This is a genomic window from Thauera sp. ZXT1-4, assembly GCF_052598215.2.
In genome coordinates this window covers 60865-83340 of record NZ_JBQWSN020000016.1, presented here as the reverse complement: position 1 = coordinate 83340, position 22476 = coordinate 60865, and the positions used below count along the sequence as shown (strand labels likewise).

Genomic DNA, 22476 nt, shown 5'->3' with positions numbered 1-22476 from the left:
AAGCTGCCATTCTGGCGGCAGGAATGCTTGGGACTCCAGAGGCGGCTTGTGGCCGAAACAAGCCGCGGACACAATCTCGAAAATCTTCATCACAAACGCAAAATTTCGAGACATGCCCGGGCTATTCGAGGCCGCGGTACCCCATCTTGGCGTTCGTCACCGGCACGGCGCGCCCTGCAACACCGACGCGCTACCCCAGCAGCAGCGCGTCGTCGTCGATCTCCTCGCCGCGCACCTTCTCGAACATGTCGAGCAGGTGATGCACGTCGAGGCCTTCGCGCTCGGTGCCGGAGACGTCGAGCACGACGCGGCCTTGGTGCAGCATCACGGTGCGCTGGCCAACGTCGAGCGCCTGACGCATCGAGTGCGTGACCATCATCGTCGTGAGCTTGTGCTCCGCAACGATGCGCACGGTGAGTTCCAGCACGAAGGCCGCGGTGCGCGGGTCGAGCGCTGCGGTGTGCTCGTCGAGCAGCAGCAGGCGCGAGGGCTGCAGCGCCGCCATCAGCAGGCTCACCGCCTGGCGCTGGCCGCCCGAGAGCAGGCCGATGCGATCGGACAGGCGGTTCTCCAGACCGAGTCCGAGCGTGGACAGCTGGGCACGGAACTCCTCGCGCAGTGCCGGCTTGACCGCGAATGAGAAGCCGCGGCGCTCGCCGCGCATCTTGGCGAGCGCCATGTTCTCCTCGATGGTCAGGTCCTCGCAGGTGCCGGCGAGCGGGTCCTGGAACACCCGCGCCACATGGCGCGCCCGCCCCCACACCGGCTGGCGGGTCATGTCGATGCCGTCGATCTCGATGGTGCCGCTGTCGACACGCTGCTCGCCGGAGACGGCGTTCAGGAAGGTCGACTTGCCGGCGCCGTTGGAGCCGATCACGGTGACGAACTGCCCGGTCGGGATCTCGAGCGACATGCCGCGCAGGGCCTGCGTCTCGATCGGTGTGCCGGGGTTGAAGGTGAGGCGCAGGTCGGTTGCTTTCAACATGTCAGTTCACCTTCTTTCCGGACCAGTGCGCGCGCAGCTTGGGCACCACCAGCGCGACCGTCACCAGCACCGCGGTGACGAGGTTGAGGTCTTGCGCCTGCAGACCGATGAAGTCCGAATTGAGCGCGAGCGCGATGAAGAAGCGATACACGATGGCGCCGACGATCACCGCGATGGTCGCCAGGTAGAGCTTGCGCGAAGGCAGCAGGCTCTCGCCGACGATCACCGCCGCCAGGCCGATGACGATGGTGCCCACGCCCATCGAGATGTCCGCCCCGCCCTGAGTCTGCGCGAACAGCGCGCCGGCCAGGCCGACGAGCGCATTCGACAGCGCCATGCCGGCCAGCACCGCCAGCCCGGTGTTGACACCCTGTGCCCGCGCCATGCGCGCGTTGGAGCCGGTCGCCCGGATCGCCAGGCCGCTCTGGGTGGCGAAGTAGGCATCCAGGGCGAGCTTTACCGCCAGCACGACAAAGACCAGCAGCAGCGGGCGGAACACATAGTCGGCCATCGCCTCGGGCTGCAGCAGGTTGAAGACAGTGGGTTCCATGATCAACGGCACGTTGGGCTTGCCCATGATGCGCAGGTTGATCGAGTAGAGCGCGATCATCATCAGGATGCTGGCGAGCAGGTCCATGATCTTGAGGCTGACGTTGAGCCAGCCGGTGACCAGTCCGGCGACCGCACCGGCGAGCGTCGCCACGATGGTGGCGGTGAAGGGATCGTAGCCGGCGGCGATCATGGTCGCGGCGACCGCGCCGCCGAGCGGGAAGCTGCCATCCACGGTCAGGTCAGGAAAGCGCAGCAGCCGGAACGAGATGTACACGCCGAGGGCGACGAGACTGAAGATCAGGCCGATCTCCAGCGCCCCGAGCAGGGTGTAGAGGGACATGGGAAATACCGTTGATTGAAAGACGACGCGGGCGCCCTGACAGGAGCGCCCGCGGCGACCGGAGCGATCCGGCCGGTCCTGGACCGAGCCTGAACGCGATTACTCGATGACTTTGGCCGCGTCCTTGATGAGGTCTTCGGCCAGCGTGACGCCCTGCTTCTGCGCGGCGCCCGGGTTCACATGCAGGGACAGCTTGTTGCTGGTCTCGAAGGCAATGTCACCCGCCTTCTCGCCCTTGAGGATGCGCACAACCATCTCGCCGGTCTGCACGCCAATGGCCTTGTAGTCCATGCCGTACGCGGCCACCGCGCCACGCGCGACACTGTCGGTGTCGGCAGCCACGAGCGGGATCTTGGCGTCCATGCCGACCTTGACCAGCGCCTCGTAGGCCGACACCACGTTGTTGTCGGTGCTGGTGTAGAACACATCGACCTTGTCGATCAGGCTGCGAGCAGCCGAGCCGACATCCACCGAACGCGGCGCAGCGGCATCGACCAGGCTCATGCCGTGCTTGGGCAGCAGCTCACGCATCTGCTCGAGCACCACGACCGAGTTGGCCTCGCCTGGGTTGAACACCATGCCCACGCGCTTGGCAGCGGGCGCCACACGCTTGATCAGTTCGATCTGCTTGTCGAGCTCGAGCGCATCCGACACCCCCGTGATATTGGTGCCCGAGGGCTGCATCGAAGGCACCAGCTTGGCGGCCACGGGATCGGTCACCGCCGAAAACACGAGGGGGATATCCTTGGTCGCGGCTGCCACGGCCTGCGCCGAGGGCGTGGCGATGGCGACGATCACATCGGACTTGTCGCCGACGAACTTACGCGCGATCTGTGCCGCGGTGCCGGTGTTGCCCTGGGCGCTCTGGTACTGCCACTTGAGGTTCTTGCCGTCCTCGTAGCCCGCGGCCGCGAGCGCCTCCTTGACGCCATCCCGGACCGCGTCGAGGGCCGGATGCTCGACGATCGCGGTGATGGCGACCGACTTCTGCTGCGCGTACACCGGGCTCGAAACGGCGAAAGCGAGCGCCAGCGCGCCGAACAGCACCTTGCGGGACTTGGTGAAGCTCATGAAGGACTCCTTGACGGCCATGCCGGCCGGGCAGTGAAGGACATACGCGATCGGCGACCGCGACAGGAAAGGCGAACGAGTCCGAGAGTTTAACAGCGCACTTGGCACATGCGACTGCGGTAGACCCCAAGACAGTGTCCAGCATTCACGATCAGCCGTAAGCCTTGCGAGAAAAACTGTATTTATTTACAGTTTTGCATGCCCATCCCGTATGCCGAACTTCACTGCCTGAGCAACTTCAGCTTCCAGCGCGGCGCCTCGCACCCCGAGGAGCTCATCGAGCGGGCTGCGGCCTTGGACTATGCGGCAATCGCGATCACCGACGAATGCTCGCTGGCCGGCGTGGTGCGCGCGCATCGTGCACTGCAGGAGATGCCCGTCAAAGACCGCCCGAAGCTGATCATCGGCAGCGAGTTCCAGCTCGCGGACGGGCCCCACGTCGTGCTGCTGGCCGCGAACCGGCGGGGCTACGGCCAGCTCTCGCGGCTCATCACCCAGGCACGGCGTGCGGCCGACAAGGGGTATTACCACATCGACCGGGAAATGCTCGAAGCCGACCCTGCGCAGCGTCTCGACGACTGCCTGGCCCTGCTCGTGCCACCACCGCATTTTCCGCCCCTGCATGGGCTGGACGAGGCGGCGGCAGCGCTCGCCGCTGACGCGCGCTGGCTGGGCACGCTGTTTCCCGGCCGCAGCTGGATCGTCATGACGGCCCTGCTCGACGGCGTGGACGATCGCCGCCTGCACTGGCTGGATCACATCGCCGGCAGCGCCGGCCTGCCGCTGGTCGCCGCCAGCGGCGCGCTGATGCACGAGGCCGCCCGCCGCCCGCTGGCCGATGTGATGACTGCGCTGCGCCTGCACTGCAGCGTGGCCGAAGCCGGCCTGGCACTCGCGCCCAACGGCGAACGCCGCCTGCACGATCACGCCACGCTCGCCAGCCGCTACCCGCCCGCACTGCTGGCCGAAACCCTCGCCGTGGCCGCGCGCTGCGGCTTCAGCCTGGACGAACTGCGCTACGAATACCCGGCCGAACTCGTCCCCGCCGGCGAAACTCCGGCGAGCTGGCTGCGCCGCCTGGTCGAAGGCGGGCTGATGTGGCGCTTCGGCGCGCAGGTCTCCGTTCCCGCCGGTAACACCGCGGCACCAGTGCCACCGGCCTGCGCCGGCCATGCGTCGTCCACGGCCCCGGGCACCGACCCGTCGACGCCGCTGCGCATCGCAACCCCGGCACCCGCCGCCACGCCGCCCCAGCCCGCCGACGACCCCGCGCCGGCTTCGGTACGCACGCAGATCGAGCACGAGCTGGCACTGATCGCCGAGCTCGGCTACGAGCCCTACTTCCTCACCGTGCACGACATCGTCCGCTTCGCCCGCACGGCCGGCATCCTGTGCCAGGGCCGCGGCTCGGCGGCGAACTCGGTGGTGTGCTGGGCGCTCGGCATCACCGAGGTCGATCCGCAGCTCGGCATCATGCTGGTCGAGCGCTTCATCTCGCGCGAGCGCAACGAGCCGCCCGACATCGACGTCGACTTCGAGCACGACCGCCGCGAAGAGGTCATCCAGTACATCTACCGCAAGTACGGCCGCGACCGCGCCGCACTCGCCGCCACCGTGATCCGCTACCGCGCCCGCAGCGCGCTGCGCGACGTCGGCCGCGCGCTCGGTCTGGACGAGGCGCTGATCGAGCGCCTCACCCGCGCGCATCACTGGTTCGACGGCCACCGCATCCTGCCCGAGCGCCTCGCCGAGGTCGGGCTCGACCCCGCCAGCCTGGTCACCCGCCGCCTGGTTGCCCTCACCGAGGAACTCATCGGCTTTCCGCGCCACCTGTCGCAGCACGTCGGCGGCTTCGTCATCGCGCGCGGCCGGCTCGACGAGCTGGTGCCGGTGGAAAACGCCGCCATGGCCGATCGCACAGTGATCCAGTGGGACAAGGACGACCTCGACGCGGTCGGGCTGATGAAGATCGACGTGCTCGCGCTCGGCATGCTCTCCGCGCTGCGCCGCGGCCTGGCGCTGGTGTCGGCCTGGCGCGGCCGGCCGCTGACGCTGGCGACGATCCCGCGCGAACAGACGCAGGTGTACGAGATGCTGTCGCGCGCCGACTCGGTCGGCGTGTTCCAGGTCGAGTCACGCGCGCAGATGACCATGCTGCCGCGGCTCAAGCCGCGCCGCTTCTACGACCTGGTGGTCGAGGTCGCCATCGTGCGCCCCGGCCCGATCCAGGGCGGCATGGTCCACCCCTACCTGCAGGCACGCGATCGCGTGGCGCGCGGCGAGGACCCGATGGCCGGCCTGCGCGACGATATCCGTGGCGTGCTTGCGCGCACGCTCGGCGTGCCGATCTTCCAGGAGCAGGTGATGCAGCTCGCGGTGGTCGCGGCGGGCTTCACCGGCGGCGAGGCCGACCAGCTACGCCGCGCGATGGGCGCCTGGCGGCGCAAGGGCGAGCTCGAGCGCTACCGCCAGAAGCTGCTCGACGGGCTGGCGAAGAACCGCTACGACCCCGACTTCGCCCAGCGCCTGTGCCAGCAGATCGAGGGTTTCGGCAGCTACGGCTTTCCCGAATCCCACGCCGCCAGCTTCGCGCTGCTGGTGTACGCCTCGGCCTGGTTGAAGTGCTTCGAGCCCGCGGCCTTCCTCGCCGCGCTGCTCAACAGTCAACCGATGGGCTTCTATTCGCCCTCGCAGCTGATCCAGGACGCACGCCGTCACGGGGTGGAGGTGCGCGCGGCGGACGTCACCGTGAGCGAGTGGGACTGCACGCTGGAGCCTGCGGGGGGTACCACGACGGAGCCCGGACAGGTGGCTGCAAGCGCCGCGGCGCCCGTGACCTCGCAGCCCGCGGTCCGCCTCGGCCTGCGCATGATCCGCGGTCTGGCACGCGAGGCCGCGGCACGCATCGCCGCCGCACGCACCGAGCACGCTTTGACCAACACCCAGGACCTCGCCGCGCGCGCCCGGCTCGACGCCGGCGACCTGCGCACGCTCGCTGCCGGTGGTGCGCTCGCCAATCTCGCCGGCCATCGCCGCCAGGCCCTCTGGCAGGCGAGTGGCGCCGCGCCCCTGCCCGGGCTGCTCGCCCAGGCCCCGGGCGGCGACGTCGCTGCCACGCTGAACGCGCCCGCCGAGACCGAGGATCTGCTCGCGGATTATGCCCGCCTCGGCTTCACCCTCGGCCGCCATCCGCTGTCTTTCGTGCGCGACCAACTCGCGGGGCTGCGCTTTCTCACCGCCGCCGACATCGCCGCCGCGCCCGACCGCATGCTCGCGCGCGGCGCCGGTCTCGTGACCTGCCGCCAGCGCCCCGGCACCGCCAAGGGCACGCTGTTCGTGACGCTCGAGGACGAGACCGGACTCACCAACGTGATCGTCCGCCCCGAGCTCTTCGAGCAGCAACGCCGCATCCTGCTCGGCGCGCGGCTGATGGGCGTGTTCGGTCAGATCCGCCGCCAGGGCCGGGTGGTGCATCTGGTGGCGAGCCGCGTCGTCGACCACTCGGCCCTGCTCGGCAACCTGGCCGCACGGAGCCGAGATTTCCACTGAAACGCAACGGGCGATCGTTCAGCGCGCGGTCAGCCAACCGGCCACGAAGCGCTGCGCATCCGGCCGGCACATCGCCGGCCAGCAGCGCATGGGCGAGGAAGTTCACGCGCCCTGCCCCGCAGCCGCACGCTGACGCAGCGCCAGCCAGACCAGCGCCGCACCGGTGACGCCCACCGGCAGCAGCGAGCCGAGGTTGAGCAGCGTCCAGCCCTGCGTGGTCACCAGCGCGCCCGAGGCGAACGAGGTCAGCGCCATCACCGCGAACACCGCGAAGTTGATCGCCGCCTGCGCCTTGTCCTTCTCCTCGGGGCGGTAGGCCTGCATCGCCAGCGTGGTGCTGCCGGTGAAGAGGAAGTTCCAGCCCACGCCGAGCAGGAACAAGCCGATCAGGAACTGGTGCAGGTCCTGCCCCGAGAGCGCCACCGCAATGCAGGCCAGGTTGAGCACCACGCCCACGCCCATGATCTGCAACACGCCGAAGCGCTTGATCAGGTGACCGGTGAAGAAGCCCGGTGCGAACATGCCGATCACGTGCCACTCGAGCACCAGCGCGGCATCCGAGAACGGCATGCCGCACACGTCCATGGCCAGCGGGGTCGCCGCCATGAGCAGGTTCATGACGCCGTAGCCCATTGCTGCGCCCAACGTCGACACGATGAATACCGGCTGGCGGACGATCTCGGCCAGCGGCCGGCCGCCGGCAGCCCCCGCCGTCCTGACCGGCTCGGCCGGGAAGCGGATGCCGGCCATCACCGCCATCGACACCAGCGCTACCACGGCCAGCGCGAGGTATGAGCCCATGAAGGGCGCGCCCATGGTTTCGCGGGTGTAATTGGCCAGGTTGGGGCCGATCACCGCGCCGATGAGACCGCCGGCCAGCACCAGCGACACCGCCTTCTCGCGGAAGGAGGCCGGCGCCAGCTCGGCGGCGGCGAAGCGGTAGAGCTGGCCGTTGGCGCTGTAGTAGCCCGCGATCACCGTGCCCGCGACAAGCAGCCAGAAGCTCCCGATCGACAGTGCGAAGGCGCACAGCAGGGTGGTCACCAGCGCCACCAGCAGGCCGAGCTGGAAAGACACCTGCCGCCCCCAGCGTCGCTGCGTGCGCGCCACCAGTCCGGTCGACAGCGCCCCGCCCACCACGTAGCCCATCACCGGCAGCGTCGCCATCCACGCCACCGGCGCGAGGCTGAAGCCCACCAGCCCGTTGATGGCGATGAACACCACGTTGTTGGTCAGGAACAGGCCCTGGGCAATCGCCAGCAGCCAGAGATTCTTCTTCATCGGGGACACGACACCTTCTTGTGGAGGAGGCGAACTGTACCTGCTCGCGGCCGGCCTTGTCCCGCCGCACCGGCGCGGTGGCTTATCCTTCGCGCTGGCTCCCGCTTCGCCGCCCCCTCCTTCCGTCACTTTCATCGCCCATCACCGACCCGGCCGCGCCACCAGGACACCCGCCATGCAAAAGATCGTCTTTCTCGACCGCGCCACCATCGCGCCACAGATTCGCCTGCGCCCCCCCGCGTTCCCGCACGAGCTGGTCCTCCACGCGGGCACGCCGCCCGCGCAGGTGGTCGAGCGCCTGCAAGGGGCCAGCATCGCGATCATCAACAAGGTGCCGCTCGACGCCCAGGCGCTCGCGCAGCTGCCCGAACTGCGCCTGATCGCGGTCGCCGCAACCGGCACCGACTGCGTCGACAAGGCCTGGTGCCGCGCGCACGGCATCGCAGTGGCGAACATCCGCGGCTACGCGGTCGATACGGTGCCCGAGCACACCTTCGCGCTCATGCTCGCGCTGCGGCGCAACCTCATCGCCTACCGCGAGGACGTGATCGCCGGCGCCTGGCAGCGCGCCGGGCAGTTCTGCTTTTTCGACCATCCGGTGCGGGACCTGCACGGCGCGCGCCTGGGCATCATCGGTGAAGGCATACTGGGCCAGCGCGTGGCGCACGTCGCGCGCGCCTTCGGCATGGAGCCGCTGTTCGCCGCGCGCAAGGGCAGGCCCAGCCCCGGCCGCCTGTACACGCCCTGGGACGAGGTGCTCGCCAGCAGCGACATCATCACCCTGCACTGCCCGCTCACCGCCGAGACACGCGGCATGATCGCAATGCCCGAGTTCCGCGCCATGGCGCGGCGGCCGCTGCTGATCAACACCGCCCGTGGCGGCCTGGTCGACGAGCAGGCGCTGGCGCAGGCCCTGGACGAGGGGCTGATCGCGGGCGCCGGCTTCGACGTCACCGACGGCGAGCCCCCCGCCGCCGACAGCCCAATGATGCGCATCGCCGCACGCCCCAACGTGATCCTGACGCCACACGTGGCCTGGGCCTCGGACGCGGCGCAGCAGACGCTCGCCGACCAGCTCATCGACAACATCGAGAACTTCGTCGCCGGCCGGCCGAGCAATCTGGTAGAGGGGGCCTAGGGCTGGGCGCTCCGGCGCTCAGCGGCGCTCGCGCACCACGAAGGGCTCGATCAGCGCATCCTCGGCGGACTGCGGACGGTTGATCGCGCCACTGAAGTCGGCATCCCACACGTCGGCGTTGGTGAACGCGGCACCGGCGAGGTCGGCCTGCCCGAAACGCGCCCGCCGCAGCATGGCGCCAAGCAGCTTCGTCTCGCGCAGGCTGGCGCCGCTGAAGTCGACATCCTCCATCGCCGCGCCGGTGAGATCGGCGCCGGACAGATCAGTGCCGATCATCCGTCCGTCGGTGAATACGCCGCGGAACGCATAGCAGCCACGGATCGACCCGCCCGACAGGTCGATGCCCTCCATCAGCACGTCCTTGAGGTACGCCCCGGAAAGATCGGCGCGCACCGCGCGCGCGTTGATCAGGTTGGCGCCGAAGAGATTGGACTCCTGCATGCGCGCCGCCTCGAGGTTGGCGTCATCCAAGGTGGCATGGAACAGATCCGCCTTGCGCAGATCCGCCTCGCGCAGGTCGGCGCCGGCGAAGTTCACCCATTTCGCACTGCTGCCGCGCAGGTCCGCCCCGAACAGCCTGGCGCCACGTAGGTCGGCATTGTCGAGCATCACCCCCGCCAGGTTCACACCGCTGAGGTTCAGTCCAGCGAGCTTGCGGTGCGACAGGTCGCAATGCGACAGATCAGTGTGGGGTTGCGGCGCACTGCAATCCCCGGCCCCCATCGTCGTGGCGCCCGCCAGGGAAATCCAACTCGCGGCGAGCACGAGGAAGATCGGACGGGTGTTCATGGCAACGCCTCTCCTTTTGGCCACTGCAGGACCTTCTAGAAGCAATATAGCCGCTCAAACGGCCGCCATCTCGATTTCCTTGGGAGCGCGCGTGACGCAGGAATTCGTGTCGGTCGATCAGGGATCAAGGCATCAACCCTGCCCCTCCGGAAGATGCCGACGATCGCGCTGCGCCGAACGCTTCGATGACGGCACCGTATCGAGATAGAGCGCCTCTACCTGCGCACGCGCCCACGGCGTGCGGCGCAGAAACTTGAGACTGGAGGCGATGCTCGGCTCGTGATTGAAGCAGCGGATGCTGATTCGCATGCCGAGCCCGGGCCAGCCGAGCCGGTCCACAAGTTCGGTCAGCATCCGCTCCAGGGTGAGGCCGTGCAAAGGGTTGTTGGGCTGGGGGTCGGTCATCCGGTTCTCGCTCAGGGGGCCTGTATTCCACCGCAGGCAGCCGTGCCTGCGGTGGAAGAAACGCTGCGCAGGATAGCCGCCATGGTCGCGGCCGCCAAAAATATAAAAATATAAAACTATCTTTATCATCGAATCTCGCCCATACTGCGCCGCAGCGATACTCAAGTCGTGTAGTTCATTTGTTGGCATATCCGAATTTTTCGGTCGTATTCCCCCAAGTCATACCTCGCCGTCTTGATGCTCGCCCCATTCAGGGGGCTTTCCCCATTTTTTAGGAGATTCAAGACATGGCAACAGGTACCGTCAAGTGGTTCAACGATTCCAAAGGCTTCGGTTTCATCACCCCGGAAGCGGGCGGTGAAGACCTTTTCGCGCACTTCTCGGCCATCACCGGCCAGGGTTTCAAAACCCTTGCAGAAGGTCAGCGCGTCAGCTTCGACGTGACCACCGGCCCCAAAGGCCTGCAAGCGTCGAACATTCGCGCCAGCTAAGCGTGTTCGGCCCGCGCCTCCGGCGCAGGTCGCCCAGAGGCCCGACTTCGGTCGGGCCTTTTGCTTTTAAGGCTACGGAGAACTGCGACGCCCGCAAGCGCCAGGCCACCCGCCCCCTCAACTGTACAAGGAGAGCGACATGCCCCATCTCATTCAGCGAACCGAACTCAAGACCTTCTACTACACGCCCATCCATTGCCCGTTCTGTGGCACGCGGGTCATGGGCGCCGACCCTCACGATGAAACCCGCATCACCGCCTGCCCGCACACGCTTTTCATCGCTCACGATACCGCGTTCGAGTACCGCTCGGAGCGCCTCGACCGCAACCTCGCGCTCGACGGGATGACCGAAGAGGAAGTCGAAGCGAAATGGCTCGCGAACACGCGGGGCATCGACGGCTTCACCGACACGGTAAGCCTACCCGATGCGATCAAGGTCGCTGCCTACGCACCGAATCCTTCTGCCTACGGCTCGTACTACGGGTTTGCGCCGAACGAATAGGTCACCGCCGGAAAACCGCGTCGCCCACCGCGGCCTCGGCTGCCCGCTCATTCCGCGCCAGAGGCGGGCCCGTGGCGTAAACGTCGACACCGCCCCTTCCAGGGCTCAGCGCCCGCCCTCGGGACCGGGCCACGCCTGAAGCCGGCATTTCTCGCAGTCCTCCCACGGCAGGCAGTCGCACACCCGTGGCAGAACCACGAAGCGCCTCCCCACCTGCAGCGTACCCTCGCTCATCGGGGTTGCAGGCGCGCTACGTCGCGGGGTGGTCGAGACACCCGCCGCCGCGGGGTCATGCTGCGTTGGCTGCCAACGCGCGAACAAAGCCTTATCCAGGCTGCCCTCGATGTACCAGAGCTTGCGCACGGCATCCCAGCGCGCGCCCAGTTTCTTCGCCTCATCCTTCTCGGCAAACGGGACTTTCAGGTTGTGGCGCATGGCGGCATCGGGCGTTTCGTTGCAGGGCGCGCATTATAGGTGCTGCCGCGATCGGCCTCACCCCTCCTGCCGTGACGTGCTCTTGCGCGCCTCGAGGTCGGCCTTTTCCTTCTCGGCCGCGATTTCCTTTTCCAACTTGTTCTTTGCGATGCCGATCGCCGTCTTTCCGATCAGAATCACCACCCCGGCAAACAAGGCGATGAGCAGCAACGATGCGCGGCCGCTCGAGACGTCCTCCTGCACCGTGCTGGCCACTGCTGCGCCATTCGAAGCGTAAAGACCCAAGCTGGTCAAGGCTGCCGCAATGCACTTCCGTTTCATGAACCCCTCGTTCGTGGACTCCACCGTGTCCCAAGGCTGACATAGGATCGAGGAAACGCCAAACGCTGCCCGGAGCCGACTGTTCTGAGGACGGCACCTCGATCGACACCCGCCTCACTCGACCGGGAACCCACCCGAGGCCTCCCGAGCGAACGCGTGATCCTCGCCGGCTTCTCGCAGGGCGGCGATCGCGCAGCGTGTTGACCTACAGATGGAAATCGCCAGCAGCCTCCGGCTGGTAAAGCACTTTTCCAATCCGAACGCGCCGGGTCCGGTTCGTCATTCGCCAGTCGAAAGCATCTCCCTCCCGGTAGCCCAGGATCGCAGTGCCAATCCCGGAACAAACCGACAGCTTCCCAGCGCTGTCATCCGCGTCTTCCGGGTAGACCAGCGCCACTTCCACTTCCTCGTCGTCCAACTGCACCAAGGCCCTGGAATTCATGGTGACGACATCCTGCGCCACCTGACGCGGATCGACGACGATGGCGCGCTCGATCTCGTGCTCCAGTTCGAAAACATCTGAGGCCTGCTCGAGCGCAAGCAGATTTCTGAGCCGGGCATTGTCGACCTCGGTGATGTAGATCTCAGCGGCGTGCTCTGCAGGGCTTTCGCGCAAGAACCGCAGATATCGCTCCAAAGTCATGGAAAAGGACTTCAGGGTAGGCGTCTGGTTTTCCAGCAGGAAGCCGCTGCGCTCGAATGCCTTCAGCGAACGCGTGTTGTCCGCATGGATCTTGGCGATGATCTTTTCGGCCCGCATCTCGAAGAAGGCAAGCTTCATGGCTTCGCGGATGGCGCTGGCTCCGAGTTTGCGGCCCCAGTTGTCGCGATTACCGATGACCAGGACCATTTCGCAGGTCGGGCCCGTCTTGACGAGACGTACGAAACCGACCGGCGCATCATGCCGGTCGTAGGCCATGAAGAACCGCCCCCCCTGGTTGAACAGATGCGTCAGGATAGGCAACTGGACACGATTGACGACCTGCTCGATGAACCGGGAGACGTGGCGCGAATCGCTCAGATAGCAGGTGACGGACTCGTCTTCCAACCAGTCCATCAGGGTCAGTGCATCCGCCCGAGTGATCTCGGGACACAGAGAAATGAAAGGCTTGTTCATCTTCACCCCATGCGCTTGCAAGGATGAAAGCCTTCCATGGCCGTAGCCATGACGGTTCTTTCGGCAAAGCGTGCATTCTAAGCCAGCGAGTGGGCGCGCGGGCAAGTGCGCTCCCAAACCGCGCTCCCAAACCGGGGGCTGCCCCATCAACCGCGGAACGCTGGCTCGCCTCTCTCACGAGACCCTGGAGCGCCTCGAGTTCGGCGTTCTGGACGGACGATGCGGGCATCCGGGCTGCGCACTGAACGCAGTTCTCGAGTACGTCCCCGATAGGGGGACGGGCATCGAGCGCTCCAGCACGGATCGCAGCCACGAGGGATAGCGAAACCAAAGGGGGGCCAATCGGCCTACGCAGGCATCACCCTGGCTCGGCGAGGAAGAGTGGCGACAAGGCAATGAACGCCACGAGTACCGTAAGCCGGGACTGTCAGCTCAGACCGGCGTCAGCCCCTTGGGCACGGGATGGGCACGGCGCCCAAGGGCGCACAAGACGCAAAAAAGCCAACCACCGCTAGGTGATTGGCTTTAATGACTTTTTTGGTTGCGGGGGCAGGATTTGAACCTGCGACCTTCGGGTTATGAGCCCGACGAGCTGCCAGACTGCTCCACCCCGCGTCGGAGAAGCAGAACTATAAACGAGTTGTGCGCAAATTTCAATCTTTTTTGCGCCGCACAAGGCTCGGAGAAAACTGGTGCCGGCAATAGGAATCGAACCCACGACCTTCTGATTACAAATCAGCTGCTCTACCAACTGAGCTATGCCGGCAAGGCGCCCGGATTATAGCGCAAGCTTGCGGATCCGATCTGCTTGCATCAATAACTGTTTTTTTATACAGTTACTGCCAAGCTACAGTTCGGGGGAAGACGTCATGGAAGCAATACTTGCACGAATCATCACGCCCCTTGGGCTGCTGGCCGGTTTCTTACTGGCCACCGGTCACACCGGTGGCGCACTTGCGCTCTCAGTTGCAGCCGGAGCGTGCGCATGGCTGGTGCGCTCCGGCGCACTCCAGCACGACCTGCATCGGTCCCGTGAGGCCTAACGGCCAAATCTCTGGACCAACTGCTGCAGTTTCTGCTCGTGGCGGCGCTCGGCCTCTTCTGCCGCACGTTTCTCGCGCTGCTGGCGTGCCACCTCGGCAAAGCGCTCCTTGAGCGTGGTCGCAGCGTGCGTGCGGTGTTCCTCGGTGAGCTCACCCACCGGCTGGCCATCCAGGTCATGACGGTGAGTGCCGCGCGCCACCGACTTCAAATATTTGGTCGAAGCAGTGTGCAAACGCAAGGCCACGCGCAGGTTCTTGCGCTCGAAGTCAGGAAAGCGTTCGAGGATGGCCGTGTCGATCTTCAGGGCCAGCGGCAGATAGTCGCGAAACGTGGGTGATTCGGCCTGAAGGCGCTTGAGCATCGCGCGCGGGTCGACCTTTGCTCGAACCTGTTCGCTCGTAGCTGCCTCGGCGGAAGCCGGCTGCTCTGCAGCAGCCTCGATCTGTTCTGAAGTCATCTTTGCAAGAACTCTGGATTCGGTATAAAAGTCTGAATAGGCATAGAGCGAAGTACAGACGTGGGGTACGGTGGCATGGGGACGATCGGGACCGCATTCTAACCCGAGCACCCCCTCCCTGCGTCCGGGCGGGCGGTCGATGTGCGTTCGGCGCCCACAGCCGAGTTGTCGATCGAATCAGGAGCAGATCATGAGAGAACGCTGGCGCCGCTTACCGGGCTCGCGGACCGAACCCGCAGGCCTGGAGCGCAAGATATTACGCCGGCTACCGTTGATCGCACTCGCGGGTACGGCTGCATGCATCTCTATTTCCTTGCTTGCACGCCTGATGTGGTGGGGCGACGACAGCAACGAAACCCTGCGCTCGCTGCAGATGATTGACATCTGGGTGATCGCAGCCGTGGTTCTGCACTGGACCGTAATCGCGGTCGTCGCAATCTACGCCTTCATCATATTCGTGATGAAGGGGCCGGCTTACATTGCCGACCGTTACGAGCTTCCAGACGAGGACGCCCCGCGCTGACCAGCCGCGGGGCGTCGGGCAAGCAAGAGATGCGCTCAGACTTTGCCTGCGGGAGCCTTGCCACTATTGGCAGGGGCGTGATGCTCATCTATTTCTTCCCAGCCAGTGATCATCGCCTTGACGTGCGCGAAGACCGTGTGCCCGGTCGTGGTCAGGTACACGTGGATGAAGAAGAACGCCGTGATCATGAATGCGCCGGCCGTATGCACGATGGCCACCGTCTCGAGCGTGAAGTACTTGTCCAGCCCGAGCTGCGCCCAGTTGCCGTAGAACAGGTACAGCAGCCCTGAGCCCCAGATTACCGGCGAGATGAACGCCAGCAGAGCGAGGTAAGCCAGGCGCTGCAGCGGGTTGTGCTTCTGCACCACCGTCTTGCGGAACGGGTGCGGCATGTCCTTGAAGATCCCCACCGTGTAGTAGAGCACCATCGCCCCGACGTTCCGCATCGAAGGCAGATACTGACGCCACTCACCGGTGGTGAACTGCCAGAAGATCGTGAAGGCCCAGATCGTCAGCAGGGTCCAGGCGGCGAGCGTGTGCAGGTCGACGGCATCCTTGAAGCCCATCAGGCTGTAGCTGCCATGGATCTCGAAGCCGGTGATCATCATCACGATGATCAGCAGCGCCTGCGACCAGTGCCAGAAACGCTCATAACGCTTGTAGATGTAGATTCGGTTCTCACTCATTTTCAGTGCCTCTTGCGACGGGTGAGGATACGGGCAATGCCGTGGATGGAGCCGGCGCCAATCGCGCCAATAATGGCCAGACCGCCGAGCAGATCCACCCAGCCGTTACGGTCGCGGCCCGGCAGATAGATGTCGGTGATCTCGTTCAGGCGGCCTTCTTCGGAGCGGGTATGGCACTCCTGGCACTGCACAGCCTTCTCCTTTGGCGCCACCATGTGCGTGATGAACCAGTTCATCCGCGTCTCGATGAAATCGAACTGACCGCTGTAGGGCAGGCCAGCGTACTCCATGCCAAACTTGATCGACTTCTCGTAGTCCCAGTTGCCCCAGAACGCCGCGTCATCCTTGCCATAGACGTGGTTGACCACCAGCGTCTTGTTCACCGGGTCGTACGGTTGCTTGCCGACCATGACCTTGAACGGCCAGATGCGTGCACTCGGGTCGCTTGCGGAGCCCTCGACGCGATTCAGTTCAAGGATCTTGGAGTCATCGATCTTGTCGGTGATCGCGACCTGATGCACGACGCCGTTGTACCACTTGTAGGTGGGCCGCACGTTCTCGCCGTACTCGAAGTCGCCCTTGTCAGCCGAGTAGCTCAGGTGGCCATGATCGTCCTTGATGAACAGCCCCTTGCCGTTCTCGTCACGTTTACCGGCCGTCGACCAGTCCCACAAGGTCTTGGTGGGGATGCCGCCACGGGCGAACTCGGGGATGTGGCAGGTCTGGCAAGCCACGCGGTTGGCGTGATGGTTAAGACGCTGATCCTCATGCGGGGTGAGGTCGTGGCACGACTCACAGGTGGCGCGATTGTGGTCCTCATGCTTCATGTCCAGACCCTTCACGTCCTTCGCGGTCGCAGCGTAGCGGCTGCCGGAAGGCTGGTGCGCGTTGAAGGTGTGGCAGTCGGCACAGTCGAGGTTGGCACCATCCTTGGCCATGTGCACATCCACATCGCGATGCGGATCGATCAGCGAAGTATCGAGGTCGCCATGCTTGACCGCGTCGCCGCCGCCGCCGTTGAAGTGGCACGCGCCACAGTTCTCGCGCCCGGGCTTGCCCACGTTCTGCGCGACCTTGGTCAGATCGGGCGGCTGAACGATCTTGCCGCTGCCCTTGGGCATCTCTCGCGGCTCGTAGAGGGGGTGGCCTGCATCCGTCGGCACTTTCTTGTAGGTGGCCGTGGTGTCGTGACAGGCGAGGCAGTCGACGTTCTCTTCGTTGGAGAAGTCGTAGTTCTTGTCCTTCCAGTCGTAGCCGGCGTGGCAACTCGTGCAGCGCGGCTCGTTGGAAAGGATGGAGCCGCAGAAGTTGTTGGCGGCATGCTGCTTGCCAAGCTTCTTCCCGGTGGTGGGGCTAATGGTTTCCCAGGTCCAGTGCACGCTCTTCATGACCTGGTGACTGGCCTCGTTGTGACAGGCCAGACAGGCCTTCGTCACCTCCGGTCCACTATTGAATGGCCCCTGAAGCTCCTTGAACTTGCTGTGGTCCGCCGTACTCTGCGGCTTGCCACCTGAAGCGGCCACCGGTATGTCGCCCGCCGCGGGCGCCCCGATTGCCATGGTGCTGGCTACCATGATGATGGTGGCGCCCAGCCAATGGCGCCACCCCGATGTTCGTCCATTCATCTCTGTCTCCTCCAAGGAACTCCGGTTACAAGCGAAATTTTACGCCGCCGCTCAATATCAGCTTTTGATTAATGTCTAACTTGAGCGATATCAAACCGAGAAAAAGTCCATGCAAGCTCCCCGGAGGACGGGACGAACTACCACGCCAGTCCCGGGAAGCCCCGTATAATTCCCGCGTTGATCCACCGCAGCGTGTGTCGGCAGCGATTGGCCGGCCCGTGCCATCTCGCCCCTCTTCCCACAAGCTCATGTCCACCTTCAGCAACCCGTCCGAGATCGCGCGTGAAGCACTTCGCCAGCTGGCTATGCGCCGCGTGGCACCAACTCCAGACAACTATTGCAAGCTCTACCACGAGATCTCCGGCACGGAAGCGGACGAGGACATCCTGCCCGAAGCCTTCATGCGCCGGCTCGCAGCGCGCCTCCCACGCGACAGCGCCGAGCGCCATCGCAACGCCCGCGAACTGGACCAGGCACTTACCGCAGGGAAACCCGCCGCGATCGAGGCCGCGCTGGGACGCTACCTCGACGGGCTGAAGCTGGCCGAGCAGCCGGCGTGGAACGAGCTCATCACGGGCCTGCTGCGCCAATGGGAAACGCGACACAGCGGGTGGACGACTGCACGCAAGCGGGAATCGCTCGAGCGCGTGCTCAACGCCTCGGACCCCGCCACCCTCTTCAACCGCCTCCAGGGGCTGGTCAGGGGCTGGAGCCAATCGAACACGGCACAGGACGAGGCCGTCGAACCACTCCCCGACGGCGACGCAGCCGGCAGCCCGCCCGCCGAAGCCACGACTGCGGCAGCCCCCTCCAGCACCGCCCCCTGCGGGATTGCGACCGAGGCGAGCGCCGAGTTGCGCGCGCTACTGGAACAGAGCCTCAAGCAGGCCATTCCTCCGCTGTTGCACGAACACCCCGAACTGCAGCAGAAAGCACGCGCGCTCGCCCGTGAGCTTGAAGGCCGCAACAATGCGAGCGAGCTCCGGAGTTTCAGCCTGGCGCTGCGGGCCTTCGTCGGTGAGATCGAGTCCGCTGCGCTCGACGACGAAGAGGTAAACCAAGGGCTACTTGAGCTCCTGCGGCTGCTGTTGCGCAACATCGACGAGCTCGTGTTCGATGACAAATGGCTCAGCGGCCAGATCGAAATGCTGCGCGAGGTCGTCGAAGGCAGACCGGACCCACGCCAGCTGGACGACGCGGGGCGCAGGCTGAAGGATCTGATCTTCAAGCAGAGTCAGCTCAAGCACTCATTGGCCGAAACCCAGCGCCACCTGCGCGACATGCTGGCCGGCTTCGTCGACCAGCTCGCTCAGTTCGCCGAAAGCACCGGCACCTACCACGACCGCATCGGCAACTGCGCACAGCGCATCGCAAAGGCACAGGACATCACCGAGATCGGCCCGCTGCTCGACGAGGTAATGACGGAAACACGGAGCATTCAGGAAGAGGCCCGCCGTTCACGTGACGAGCTGATTGCGGCACGCGAGCAGGCAGGCAAGGCCGAGCAGCGCATTTCCACGTTGCAAGCCGAGCTGGAGGAAGCCAGCCGGCTGATGCGCCACGACCAGCTCACCGGCGCCCTGAACCGGCGTGGGCTGGAAGAGATGTTCCACACCGAGGCCGCGCGTGCCGCACGCCACCGCTCGAAGCTCGCCGTCGCGCTGCTGGACATCGACCACTTCAAGAAGCTCAACGACTCCCACGGACATCGGACCGGCGACGAAGCGCTCATCCATCTGGCACGGGTGGTGCGCCAGCACCTTCGTCCCCAGGACGTGCTGGCGCGCTTCGGTGGCGAGGAGTTCGTCATCCTGTTGCCCGAAACCGGCAACGACGCTGCGCAACAGGCGCTCGTGCGCCTGCAGCGCGAACTGACGCGCGAGTTCTTCATGGCCGACCAGCAGAAGGTGGTGATCACCTTCAGCGCAGGCGTAACCCCGGTCGCCGACGGCGAGGCACTCGAAAGTGCCCTGAAACGCGCGGATGGTGCGATGTACCGCGCCAAGCAGGCTGGACGCAACCGCGTCATGACGGCACCGCTTCCCGCCCCGCCTGCATCGTCCTGATCCACGCACCCCAGTTCCGCGCCAGCAGGACGGGGAAGCCGGGCGCCCGCAGGTGCCCGGCCAACACGGTCGTCAGCCGACGATGGTCTGGGCCTCACCTTCGCGGCGGGCATCAATGCGGCCGATGCGATACACCGTCTCGCCTTCTGCCTCCAGCTTCTGCATCACAGCATCGGCATCCTGCGCCGACACGATCACCACCATGCCGATGCCGCAGTTGAACACACGGTACATCTCGTCTTCCGCCACACGGCCGGCCATCTGCAGCCACTGGAAGAGTGGCGGCAGAGACCACGACTCGACATCGATCCGGGCAGTGAGCTCGTCGCGCAGGATGCGGGGAACATTCTCGGTGATGCCGCCGCCGGTGATATGGGCCATGCCCTTGACCACGCCAGGCATCGCCTGCATGAGCGCCAGCATCGGCTTCACGTAGATGCGGGTGGGCGCCATCACCACGTCGCGGAAGGCCCGGCCATGAAAAGGCGCGTCCATGTCGGTCCCCGTGCGCTCGAGGATCTTGCGGATCAGCGAGTAGCCGTTGGAGTGCGCACCGCTGGAAGCCAGCCCCAGCACCACGTCGCCCGGCACGATCCTGCTGCCGTCGATGATGTCGGCCTTCTCCACCGCACCCACCGCGAAACCGGCCAGGTCGTACTCGCCCTCCGGGTACATGCCGGGCATCTCGGCCGTCTCCCCACCGATCAGTGCGCAACCTGCAAGCTCGCAACCACGCGCGATGCCGCTGACCACGTCCGCCGCAGCATCCACGTCGAGCTTGCCGCAGGCGAAGTAATCAAGGAAGAACAGCGGCTCGGCACCCTGCACCAGGATGTCGTTCACGCTCATCGCCACCAGGTCCTGACCTACGGTGTCGTGCTTGTTCAGCTGGAAGGCCAGCTTGAGCTTGGTGCCGACGCCATCGGTGCCGGACACGAGCACCGGCTCCTTGTACTTCTTCGACAGCTCAAACAGCGCGCCAAAGCCGCCGATGCCGCCCAGCACCTCGGGGCGCATGGTCCGCTTGGCCATCGGCTTGATGCGATCGACCAGCGCGTCACCGGCTTCGATGTCCACCCCCGCGTCGCGGTACGACAGGGGCGCCTGGGGTTCAAGAGGGGCTGGATGGTAATCGCTCAAGATCGTTCCTTTGGGCTCGCTGGATGCAGGATCGGAGCCGCCTGGCGGCCGGCCGTGCTTGAGGCCGCAACGCCAAGTGGCTACATTTACGTGTTTCGCGGGCCGTTTTGTCCCGCGCCAAGTCCGCGATTTTACTTGAAATGAACTCACCTCGCGCCGATCGCCTGCAAACCTTCGCCTGGGCCGCGGCCGGCCTGGCGATCCTGGGCCTGTTCTGGCTGCTCGGCCCCATCCTCACCCCGTTCGTGATCGCCGGCGTGTTCGCCTATATCTGCGACCCGGCCGTGAACTGGATGGTGGCGCGCCGCGTTCCTCGTGCAATCGCCGTGCTGCTGGTGATCATCGGCCTCGGACTGCTACTGATCGCGCTCGCCCTGATTCTGGTGCCGATGGTCTACCGGGAAGGCCTGCTGCTGGTGCGCCGACTACCGGATCTGGTTGAAATGTACAACGCGCAGATCGCCCCCTTGCTGCAGTCGCGACTCGGGATCGAGGCGCAGCTCGATGCAGCGCAGTTCCGTGCACTCGTCGCGGAGAACTGGACCAGCGCACAGGACATCGTGCCCGTCGTTCTGGGCCACCTGAAGACGGGCGGCATGGCATTGCTTGGATTCCTCGCCAACCTGTTCCTGATCCCGCTGGTGATGTTCTATCTCCTGCAAGAGTGGCCGCACATCCTGGACGCACTCCGGCGCATCGTGCCCCGCCCCTGGCTGGCGCGCACGATGCGCATCCTTCAGGACATCGACTCGGTGATGTCCGAGTTCCTGCGCGGACAGCTGTCGGTCATGATGCTGCTCGCCGTGTTCTACAGCGTCGGTCTGTGGCTGGCCGGGCTCAAGTTCGCGTTGCCGGTGGGCGTGCTCACGGGTCTGCTGGTGTTCATCCCCTACGTGGGTTTCGGAGGCGGGCTGATCCTCGCGATCGTGGCGGCCGTGCTGCAGGCGGAGGGATGGCCGCCGCTGATCGGCGTGGCGGCGGTATACGGCCTGGGGCAGATGGTCGAGAGCTTCCTCCTCACGCCCTACCTGGTCGGGGAACGCATCGGCCTGCACCCGCTCGCGGTGATCTTCTCGTTGATGGCGTTCGGGCAGTTATTCGGCTTCGTCGGCGTGCTCGTCGCCCTGCCCGTGAGTGCTGCCCTGCTGGTCGGACTGCGAGAAGTCCAGGGCGCATGGCTGAGCAGCCCCGTGTACCTCGGCAGGGACACGCCGCCGGAATCCCCTCCGACAGGAGACGCGGGCGCGCGATGAAACAGCTTCTCCTCGACATCCGCCCCGACGCCCCGCCCACACTGGAGAACTTCGTCGCAGGCGCCAATGCCGAGCTGGTGGCCACGCTGTCGCTGCTGGCCGAGCCGGGCACGGCCGTCCAGCTCCCCGTCCCCCACCTCTACCTGTGGGGCGAACCTGCCTGCGGTCGCAGCCATCTGCTGCGCGCCACTGCCGCCATGGCCCGCAGCCACGGCCGGCCCGCGCACCTGCTGGGTGCACAAGACGTGGACGACGCTCTGCCCGAAACGCCAGATGCGCTGCTTGCAATCGACGACATCGACGCGCTCCCCCCGCCGGCGCAGATCGCACTGTTCAACGCCTTCAACCGCGCCCGCGGCAACGGCCAGTCGCTGCTGCTCTCGGGACCGATCGCACCGCTTGGGCTCGCGCTGCGCGAGGACCTGCGCACCCGTGTCGGCCAGAGCCTGATCTACGAGGTCAAGGCGCTGGACGACGACGCACGTGCTGCCATCCTCGCCGCGCTCGCCGAACGGCGAGGGCTGCGCCTGGCCGACGAAGTGGTGGACTTTCTGCTGCGCCACGGACGCCGCGACCTGGCCAGCCTGCGCACGGTGCTCGATGCCCTGGATACCGTCTCGCTCGAGCGCAAGCGCGCGATCACCCTCCCCCTGCTGCGCGAAATGATGCAGCACGGGCTGGAGATCTGAGCATGCCCGGCCAGACG

Annotated in this window: 21 protein-coding genes, 2 tRNA genes and 2 pseudogenes; 10 read left to right on the top strand and 15 right to left on the bottom strand. The window is 65.7% G+C overall.

All coding sequences use genetic code 11. The annotated features are described in order from the left end of the window. Positions 1–190: 190 nt before the first annotated feature. From ACUH78_RS13175 to ACUH78_RS13165, 3 genes are all read right to left on the bottom strand, one after another. Positions 191–985 carry an ABC transporter ATP-binding protein gene (locus ACUH78_RS13175; RefSeq protein WP_435751765.1) on the bottom strand — a complete coding sequence of 265 codons (795 nt, stop codon included), beginning with the start codon at positions 983–985 and terminating at the stop codon, positions 191–193. Between the two features lies 1 nt (position 986). Continuing rightward, on the bottom strand, positions 987–1877 hold the full coding sequence (locus tag ACUH78_RS13170; RefSeq protein WP_435751766.1) for an ABC transporter permease: 891 nt from the start codon (positions 1875–1877) through the stop codon (positions 987–989). 99 nt (positions 1878–1976) lie between these two features. Next, a complete protein-coding gene (locus tag ACUH78_RS13165) occupies positions 1977–2948 on the bottom strand; it encodes an ABC transporter substrate-binding protein (RefSeq protein WP_445333631.1) in 972 nt (323 codons plus the stop codon). A gap of 198 nt (positions 2949–3146) precedes the next feature. Here ACUH78_RS13165 and ACUH78_RS13160 point away from each other — a divergent pair. Together ACUH78_RS13160 and ACUH78_RS13155 are read left to right on the top strand one after the other, a co-directional pair. Then, positions 3147–3491, top strand: a pseudogene (locus ACUH78_RS13160) (PHP domain-containing protein); the annotation flags it as partial. A 279-nt stretch (positions 3492–3770) separates the two neighbouring features. Next, positions 3771–6497, top strand: a pseudogene (locus ACUH78_RS13155) (error-prone DNA polymerase); the annotation flags it as partial. Positions 6498–6599: 102 nt separating this feature from the next. On the opposite strand, the gene ACUH78_RS13150 reads toward ACUH78_RS13155, so the two are convergent. Then, a complete protein-coding gene (locus ACUH78_RS13150) occupies positions 6600–7778 on the bottom strand; it encodes an MFS transporter (protein ID WP_445333632.1) in 1179 nt (392 codons plus the stop codon). A gap of 175 nt (positions 7779–7953) precedes the next feature. On the opposite strand from ACUH78_RS13150, the gene ACUH78_RS13145 reads away from it, so the two are divergent. Then, on the top strand, positions 7954–8916 hold the full coding sequence (locus ACUH78_RS13145) for a D-2-hydroxyacid dehydrogenase (RefSeq protein WP_445333633.1): 963 nt from the start codon (positions 7954–7956) through the stop codon (positions 8914–8916). Between the two features lie 18 nt (positions 8917–8934). On the opposite strand, the gene ACUH78_RS13140 is transcribed toward ACUH78_RS13145, so the two are convergent. Both ACUH78_RS13140 and ACUH78_RS13135 read right to left on the bottom strand, forming a co-directional pair. Then, on the bottom strand, positions 8935–9705 hold the full coding sequence (locus ACUH78_RS13140; protein WP_435751772.1) for a pentapeptide repeat-containing protein: 771 nt from the start codon (positions 9703–9705) through the stop codon (positions 8935–8937). A gap of 132 nt (positions 9706–9837) precedes the next feature. Then, complete coding sequence (locus ACUH78_RS13135; protein ID WP_435751857.1) at positions 9838–10110, bottom strand: VF530 family protein; 273 nt, start codon at positions 10108–10110, stop codon at positions 9838–9840. A 287-nt stretch (positions 10111–10397) separates the two neighbouring features. On the opposite strand from ACUH78_RS13135, the gene ACUH78_RS13130 reads away from it, so the two are divergent. Together ACUH78_RS13130 and ACUH78_RS13125 are read left to right on the top strand one after the other, a co-directional pair. Beyond that, entirely contained in the window at positions 10398–10601 is a 204-nt protein-coding gene (locus ACUH78_RS13130) for a cold-shock protein (RefSeq protein WP_418363232.1), read from the top strand. Between the two features lie 139 nt (positions 10602–10740). Next, positions 10741–11103: a hypothetical protein gene (locus tag ACUH78_RS13125; RefSeq protein ID WP_418363233.1), complete on the top strand. Its 363-nt coding sequence runs from the start codon at positions 10741–10743 to the stop codon at positions 11101–11103. A 105-nt stretch (positions 11104–11208) separates the two neighbouring features. Here the strand turns inward: ACUH78_RS13125 and ACUH78_RS13120 are convergent, their stop codons facing one another. From ACUH78_RS13120 to ACUH78_RS13100, 5 genes are all read right to left on the bottom strand, one after another. Continuing rightward, on the bottom strand, positions 11209–11538 hold the full coding sequence (locus tag ACUH78_RS13120) for a DUF5710 domain-containing protein (RefSeq protein ID WP_418363234.1): 330 nt from the start codon (positions 11536–11538) through the stop codon (positions 11209–11211). 57 nt (positions 11539–11595) lie between these two features. Then, positions 11596–11859, bottom strand: a complete 264-nt coding sequence (locus tag ACUH78_RS13115; protein WP_445333634.1) for a hypothetical protein — start codon at positions 11857–11859, stop codon at positions 11596–11598. 205 nt (positions 11860–12064) lie between these two features. Further along, positions 12065–12976: a bifunctional GNAT family N-acetyltransferase/nucleoside diphosphate kinase regulator gene (locus tag ACUH78_RS13110; protein ID WP_435751853.1), complete on the bottom strand. Its 912-nt coding sequence runs from the start codon at positions 12974–12976 to the stop codon at positions 12065–12067. A gap of 538 nt (positions 12977–13514) precedes the next feature. Next, positions 13515–13591, bottom strand: a tRNA-Met gene (locus ACUH78_RS13105). A gap of 75 nt (positions 13592–13666) precedes the next feature. After that, a tRNA-Thr gene (locus ACUH78_RS13100) sits at positions 13667–13742 on the bottom strand. A gap of 103 nt (positions 13743–13845) precedes the next feature. On the opposite strand from ACUH78_RS13100, the gene ACUH78_RS13095 reads away from it, so the two are divergent. Next, positions 13846–14019, top strand: coding sequence for a hypothetical protein (locus ACUH78_RS13095; protein ID WP_445333635.1), 174 nt, complete (start codon positions 13846–13848; stop codon positions 14017–14019). On the opposite strand, the gene ACUH78_RS13090 is transcribed toward ACUH78_RS13095, so the two are convergent. Continuing rightward, the gene (locus ACUH78_RS13090) at positions 14016–14477 is read right to left on the bottom strand and encodes a ProQ/FINO family protein (RefSeq protein ID WP_418363237.1); all 462 of its coding nucleotides are present in this window, start codon (positions 14475–14477) and stop codon (positions 14016–14018) included. The genes ACUH78_RS13095 and ACUH78_RS13090 overlap by 4 nt on opposite strands. Positions 14478–14667: 190 nt before the next feature. On the opposite strand from ACUH78_RS13090, the gene ACUH78_RS13085 reads away from it, so the two are divergent. Further along, positions 14668–15000 carry a hypothetical protein gene (locus ACUH78_RS13085; RefSeq protein WP_418363238.1) on the top strand — a complete coding sequence of 111 codons (333 nt, stop codon included), beginning with the start codon at positions 14668–14670 and terminating at the stop codon, positions 14998–15000. Positions 15001–15035: 35 nt separating this feature from the next. On the opposite strand, the gene ACUH78_RS13080 is transcribed toward ACUH78_RS13085, so the two are convergent. Then, positions 15036–15686, bottom strand: coding sequence for a cytochrome b/b6 domain-containing protein (locus ACUH78_RS13080; protein WP_418363239.1), 651 nt, complete (start codon positions 15684–15686; stop codon positions 15036–15038). A gap of 2 nt (positions 15687–15688) precedes the next feature. Continuing rightward, positions 15689–17311, bottom strand: a complete 1623-nt coding sequence (locus ACUH78_RS13075; protein WP_418363240.1) for a tetrathionate reductase family octaheme c-type cytochrome — start codon at positions 17309–17311, stop codon at positions 15689–15691. A 248-nt stretch (positions 17312–17559) separates the two neighbouring features. On the opposite strand from ACUH78_RS13075, the gene ACUH78_RS13070 reads away from it, so the two are divergent. Beyond that, a complete protein-coding gene (locus tag ACUH78_RS13070) occupies positions 17560–19377 on the top strand; it encodes a GGDEF domain-containing protein (protein WP_418363241.1) in 1818 nt (605 codons plus the stop codon). Between the two features lie 72 nt (positions 19378–19449). Here the strand turns inward: ACUH78_RS13070 and purM are convergent, their stop codons facing one another. Next, positions 19450–20517, bottom strand: a complete 1068-nt coding sequence (gene purM / locus ACUH78_RS13065) for a phosphoribosylformylglycinamidine cyclo-ligase (RefSeq protein ID WP_418363242.1) — start codon at positions 20515–20517, stop codon at positions 19450–19452. 140 nt (positions 20518–20657) lie between these two features. Between purM and ACUH78_RS13060 the strand changes: the two genes are divergently transcribed. Next, the gene (locus ACUH78_RS13060; RefSeq protein WP_418363243.1) at positions 20658–21770 is read left to right on the top strand and encodes an AI-2E family transporter; all 1113 of its coding nucleotides are present in this window, start codon (positions 20658–20660) and stop codon (positions 21768–21770) included. Continuing rightward, positions 21767–22459 (top strand): DnaA regulatory inactivator Hda, encoded by a 693-nt coding sequence (gene hda, locus ACUH78_RS13055; protein ID WP_418363244.1) that lies wholly within the window; start codon positions 21767–21769, stop codon positions 22457–22459. The genes ACUH78_RS13060 and hda overlap by 4 nt, the downstream gene beginning before the upstream one ends. The last annotated feature ends 17 nt before the right edge of the window (positions 22460–22476 follow it).

Excerpts from the sequence above, each read along its gene's own strand:
- ACUH78_RS13175 (WP_435751765.1), bottom strand. The coding sequence starts at position 985 with ATGTTGAAAGCAACCGACCTGCGCCTCACCTTCAACCCCGGCACACCG.
- ACUH78_RS13170 (WP_435751766.1), bottom strand. The coding sequence starts at position 1,877 with ATGTCCCTCTACACCCTGCTCGGGGCGCTGGAGATCGGCCTGATCTTC.
- ACUH78_RS13165 (WP_445333631.1), bottom strand. The coding sequence starts at position 2,948 with ATGAGCTTCACCAAGTCCCGCAAGGTGCTGTTCGGCGCGCTGGCGCTC.
- ACUH78_RS13150 (WP_445333632.1), bottom strand. The coding sequence starts at position 7,778 with ATGAAGAAGAATCTCTGGCTGCTGGCGATTGCCCAGGGCCTGTTCCTG.
- ACUH78_RS13145 (WP_445333633.1), top strand. The coding sequence starts at position 7,954 with ATGCAAAAGATCGTCTTTCTCGACCGCGCCACCATCGCGCCACAGATT.
- ACUH78_RS13140 (WP_435751772.1), bottom strand. The coding sequence starts at position 9,705 with ATGAACACCCGTCCGATCTTCCTCGTGCTCGCCGCGAGTTGGATTTCC.
- ACUH78_RS13135 (WP_435751857.1), bottom strand. The coding sequence starts at position 10,110 with ATGACCGACCCCCAGCCCAACAACCCTTTGCACGGCCTCACCCTGGAG.
- ACUH78_RS13130 (WP_418363232.1), top strand. The coding sequence starts at position 10,398 with ATGGCAACAGGTACCGTCAAGTGGTTCAACGATTCCAAAGGCTTCGGT.
- ACUH78_RS13125 (WP_418363233.1), top strand. The coding sequence starts at position 10,741 with ATGCCCCATCTCATTCAGCGAACCGAACTCAAGACCTTCTACTACACG.
- ACUH78_RS13120 (WP_418363234.1), bottom strand. The coding sequence starts at position 11,538 with ATGCGCCACAACCTGAAAGTCCCGTTTGCCGAGAAGGATGAGGCGAAG.
- ACUH78_RS13115 (WP_445333634.1), bottom strand. The coding sequence starts at position 11,859 with ATGAAACGGAAGTGCATTGCGGCAGCCTTGACCAGCTTGGGTCTTTAC.
- ACUH78_RS13110 (WP_435751853.1), bottom strand. The coding sequence starts at position 12,976 with ATGAACAAGCCTTTCATTTCTCTGTGTCCCGAGATCACTCGGGCGGAT.
- ACUH78_RS13095 (WP_445333635.1), top strand. The coding sequence starts at position 13,846 with ATGGAAGCAATACTTGCACGAATCATCACGCCCCTTGGGCTGCTGGCC.
- ACUH78_RS13090 (WP_418363237.1), bottom strand. The coding sequence starts at position 14,477 with ATGACTTCAGAACAGATCGAGGCTGCTGCAGAGCAGCCGGCTTCCGCC.
- ACUH78_RS13085 (WP_418363238.1), top strand. The coding sequence starts at position 14,668 with ATGAGAGAACGCTGGCGCCGCTTACCGGGCTCGCGGACCGAACCCGCA.
- ACUH78_RS13080 (WP_418363239.1), bottom strand. The coding sequence starts at position 15,686 with ATGAGTGAGAACCGAATCTACATCTACAAGCGTTATGAGCGTTTCTGG.
- ACUH78_RS13075 (WP_418363240.1), bottom strand. The coding sequence starts at position 17,311 with ATGAATGGACGAACATCGGGGTGGCGCCATTGGCTGGGCGCCACCATC.
- ACUH78_RS13070 (WP_418363241.1), top strand. The coding sequence starts at position 17,560 with ATGTCCACCTTCAGCAACCCGTCCGAGATCGCGCGTGAAGCACTTCGC.
- ACUH78_RS13060 (WP_418363243.1), top strand. The coding sequence starts at position 20,658 with ATGAACTCACCTCGCGCCGATCGCCTGCAAACCTTCGCCTGGGCCGCG.
- hda (WP_418363244.1), top strand. The coding sequence starts at position 21,767 with ATGAAACAGCTTCTCCTCGACATCCGCCCCGACGCCCCGCCCACACTG.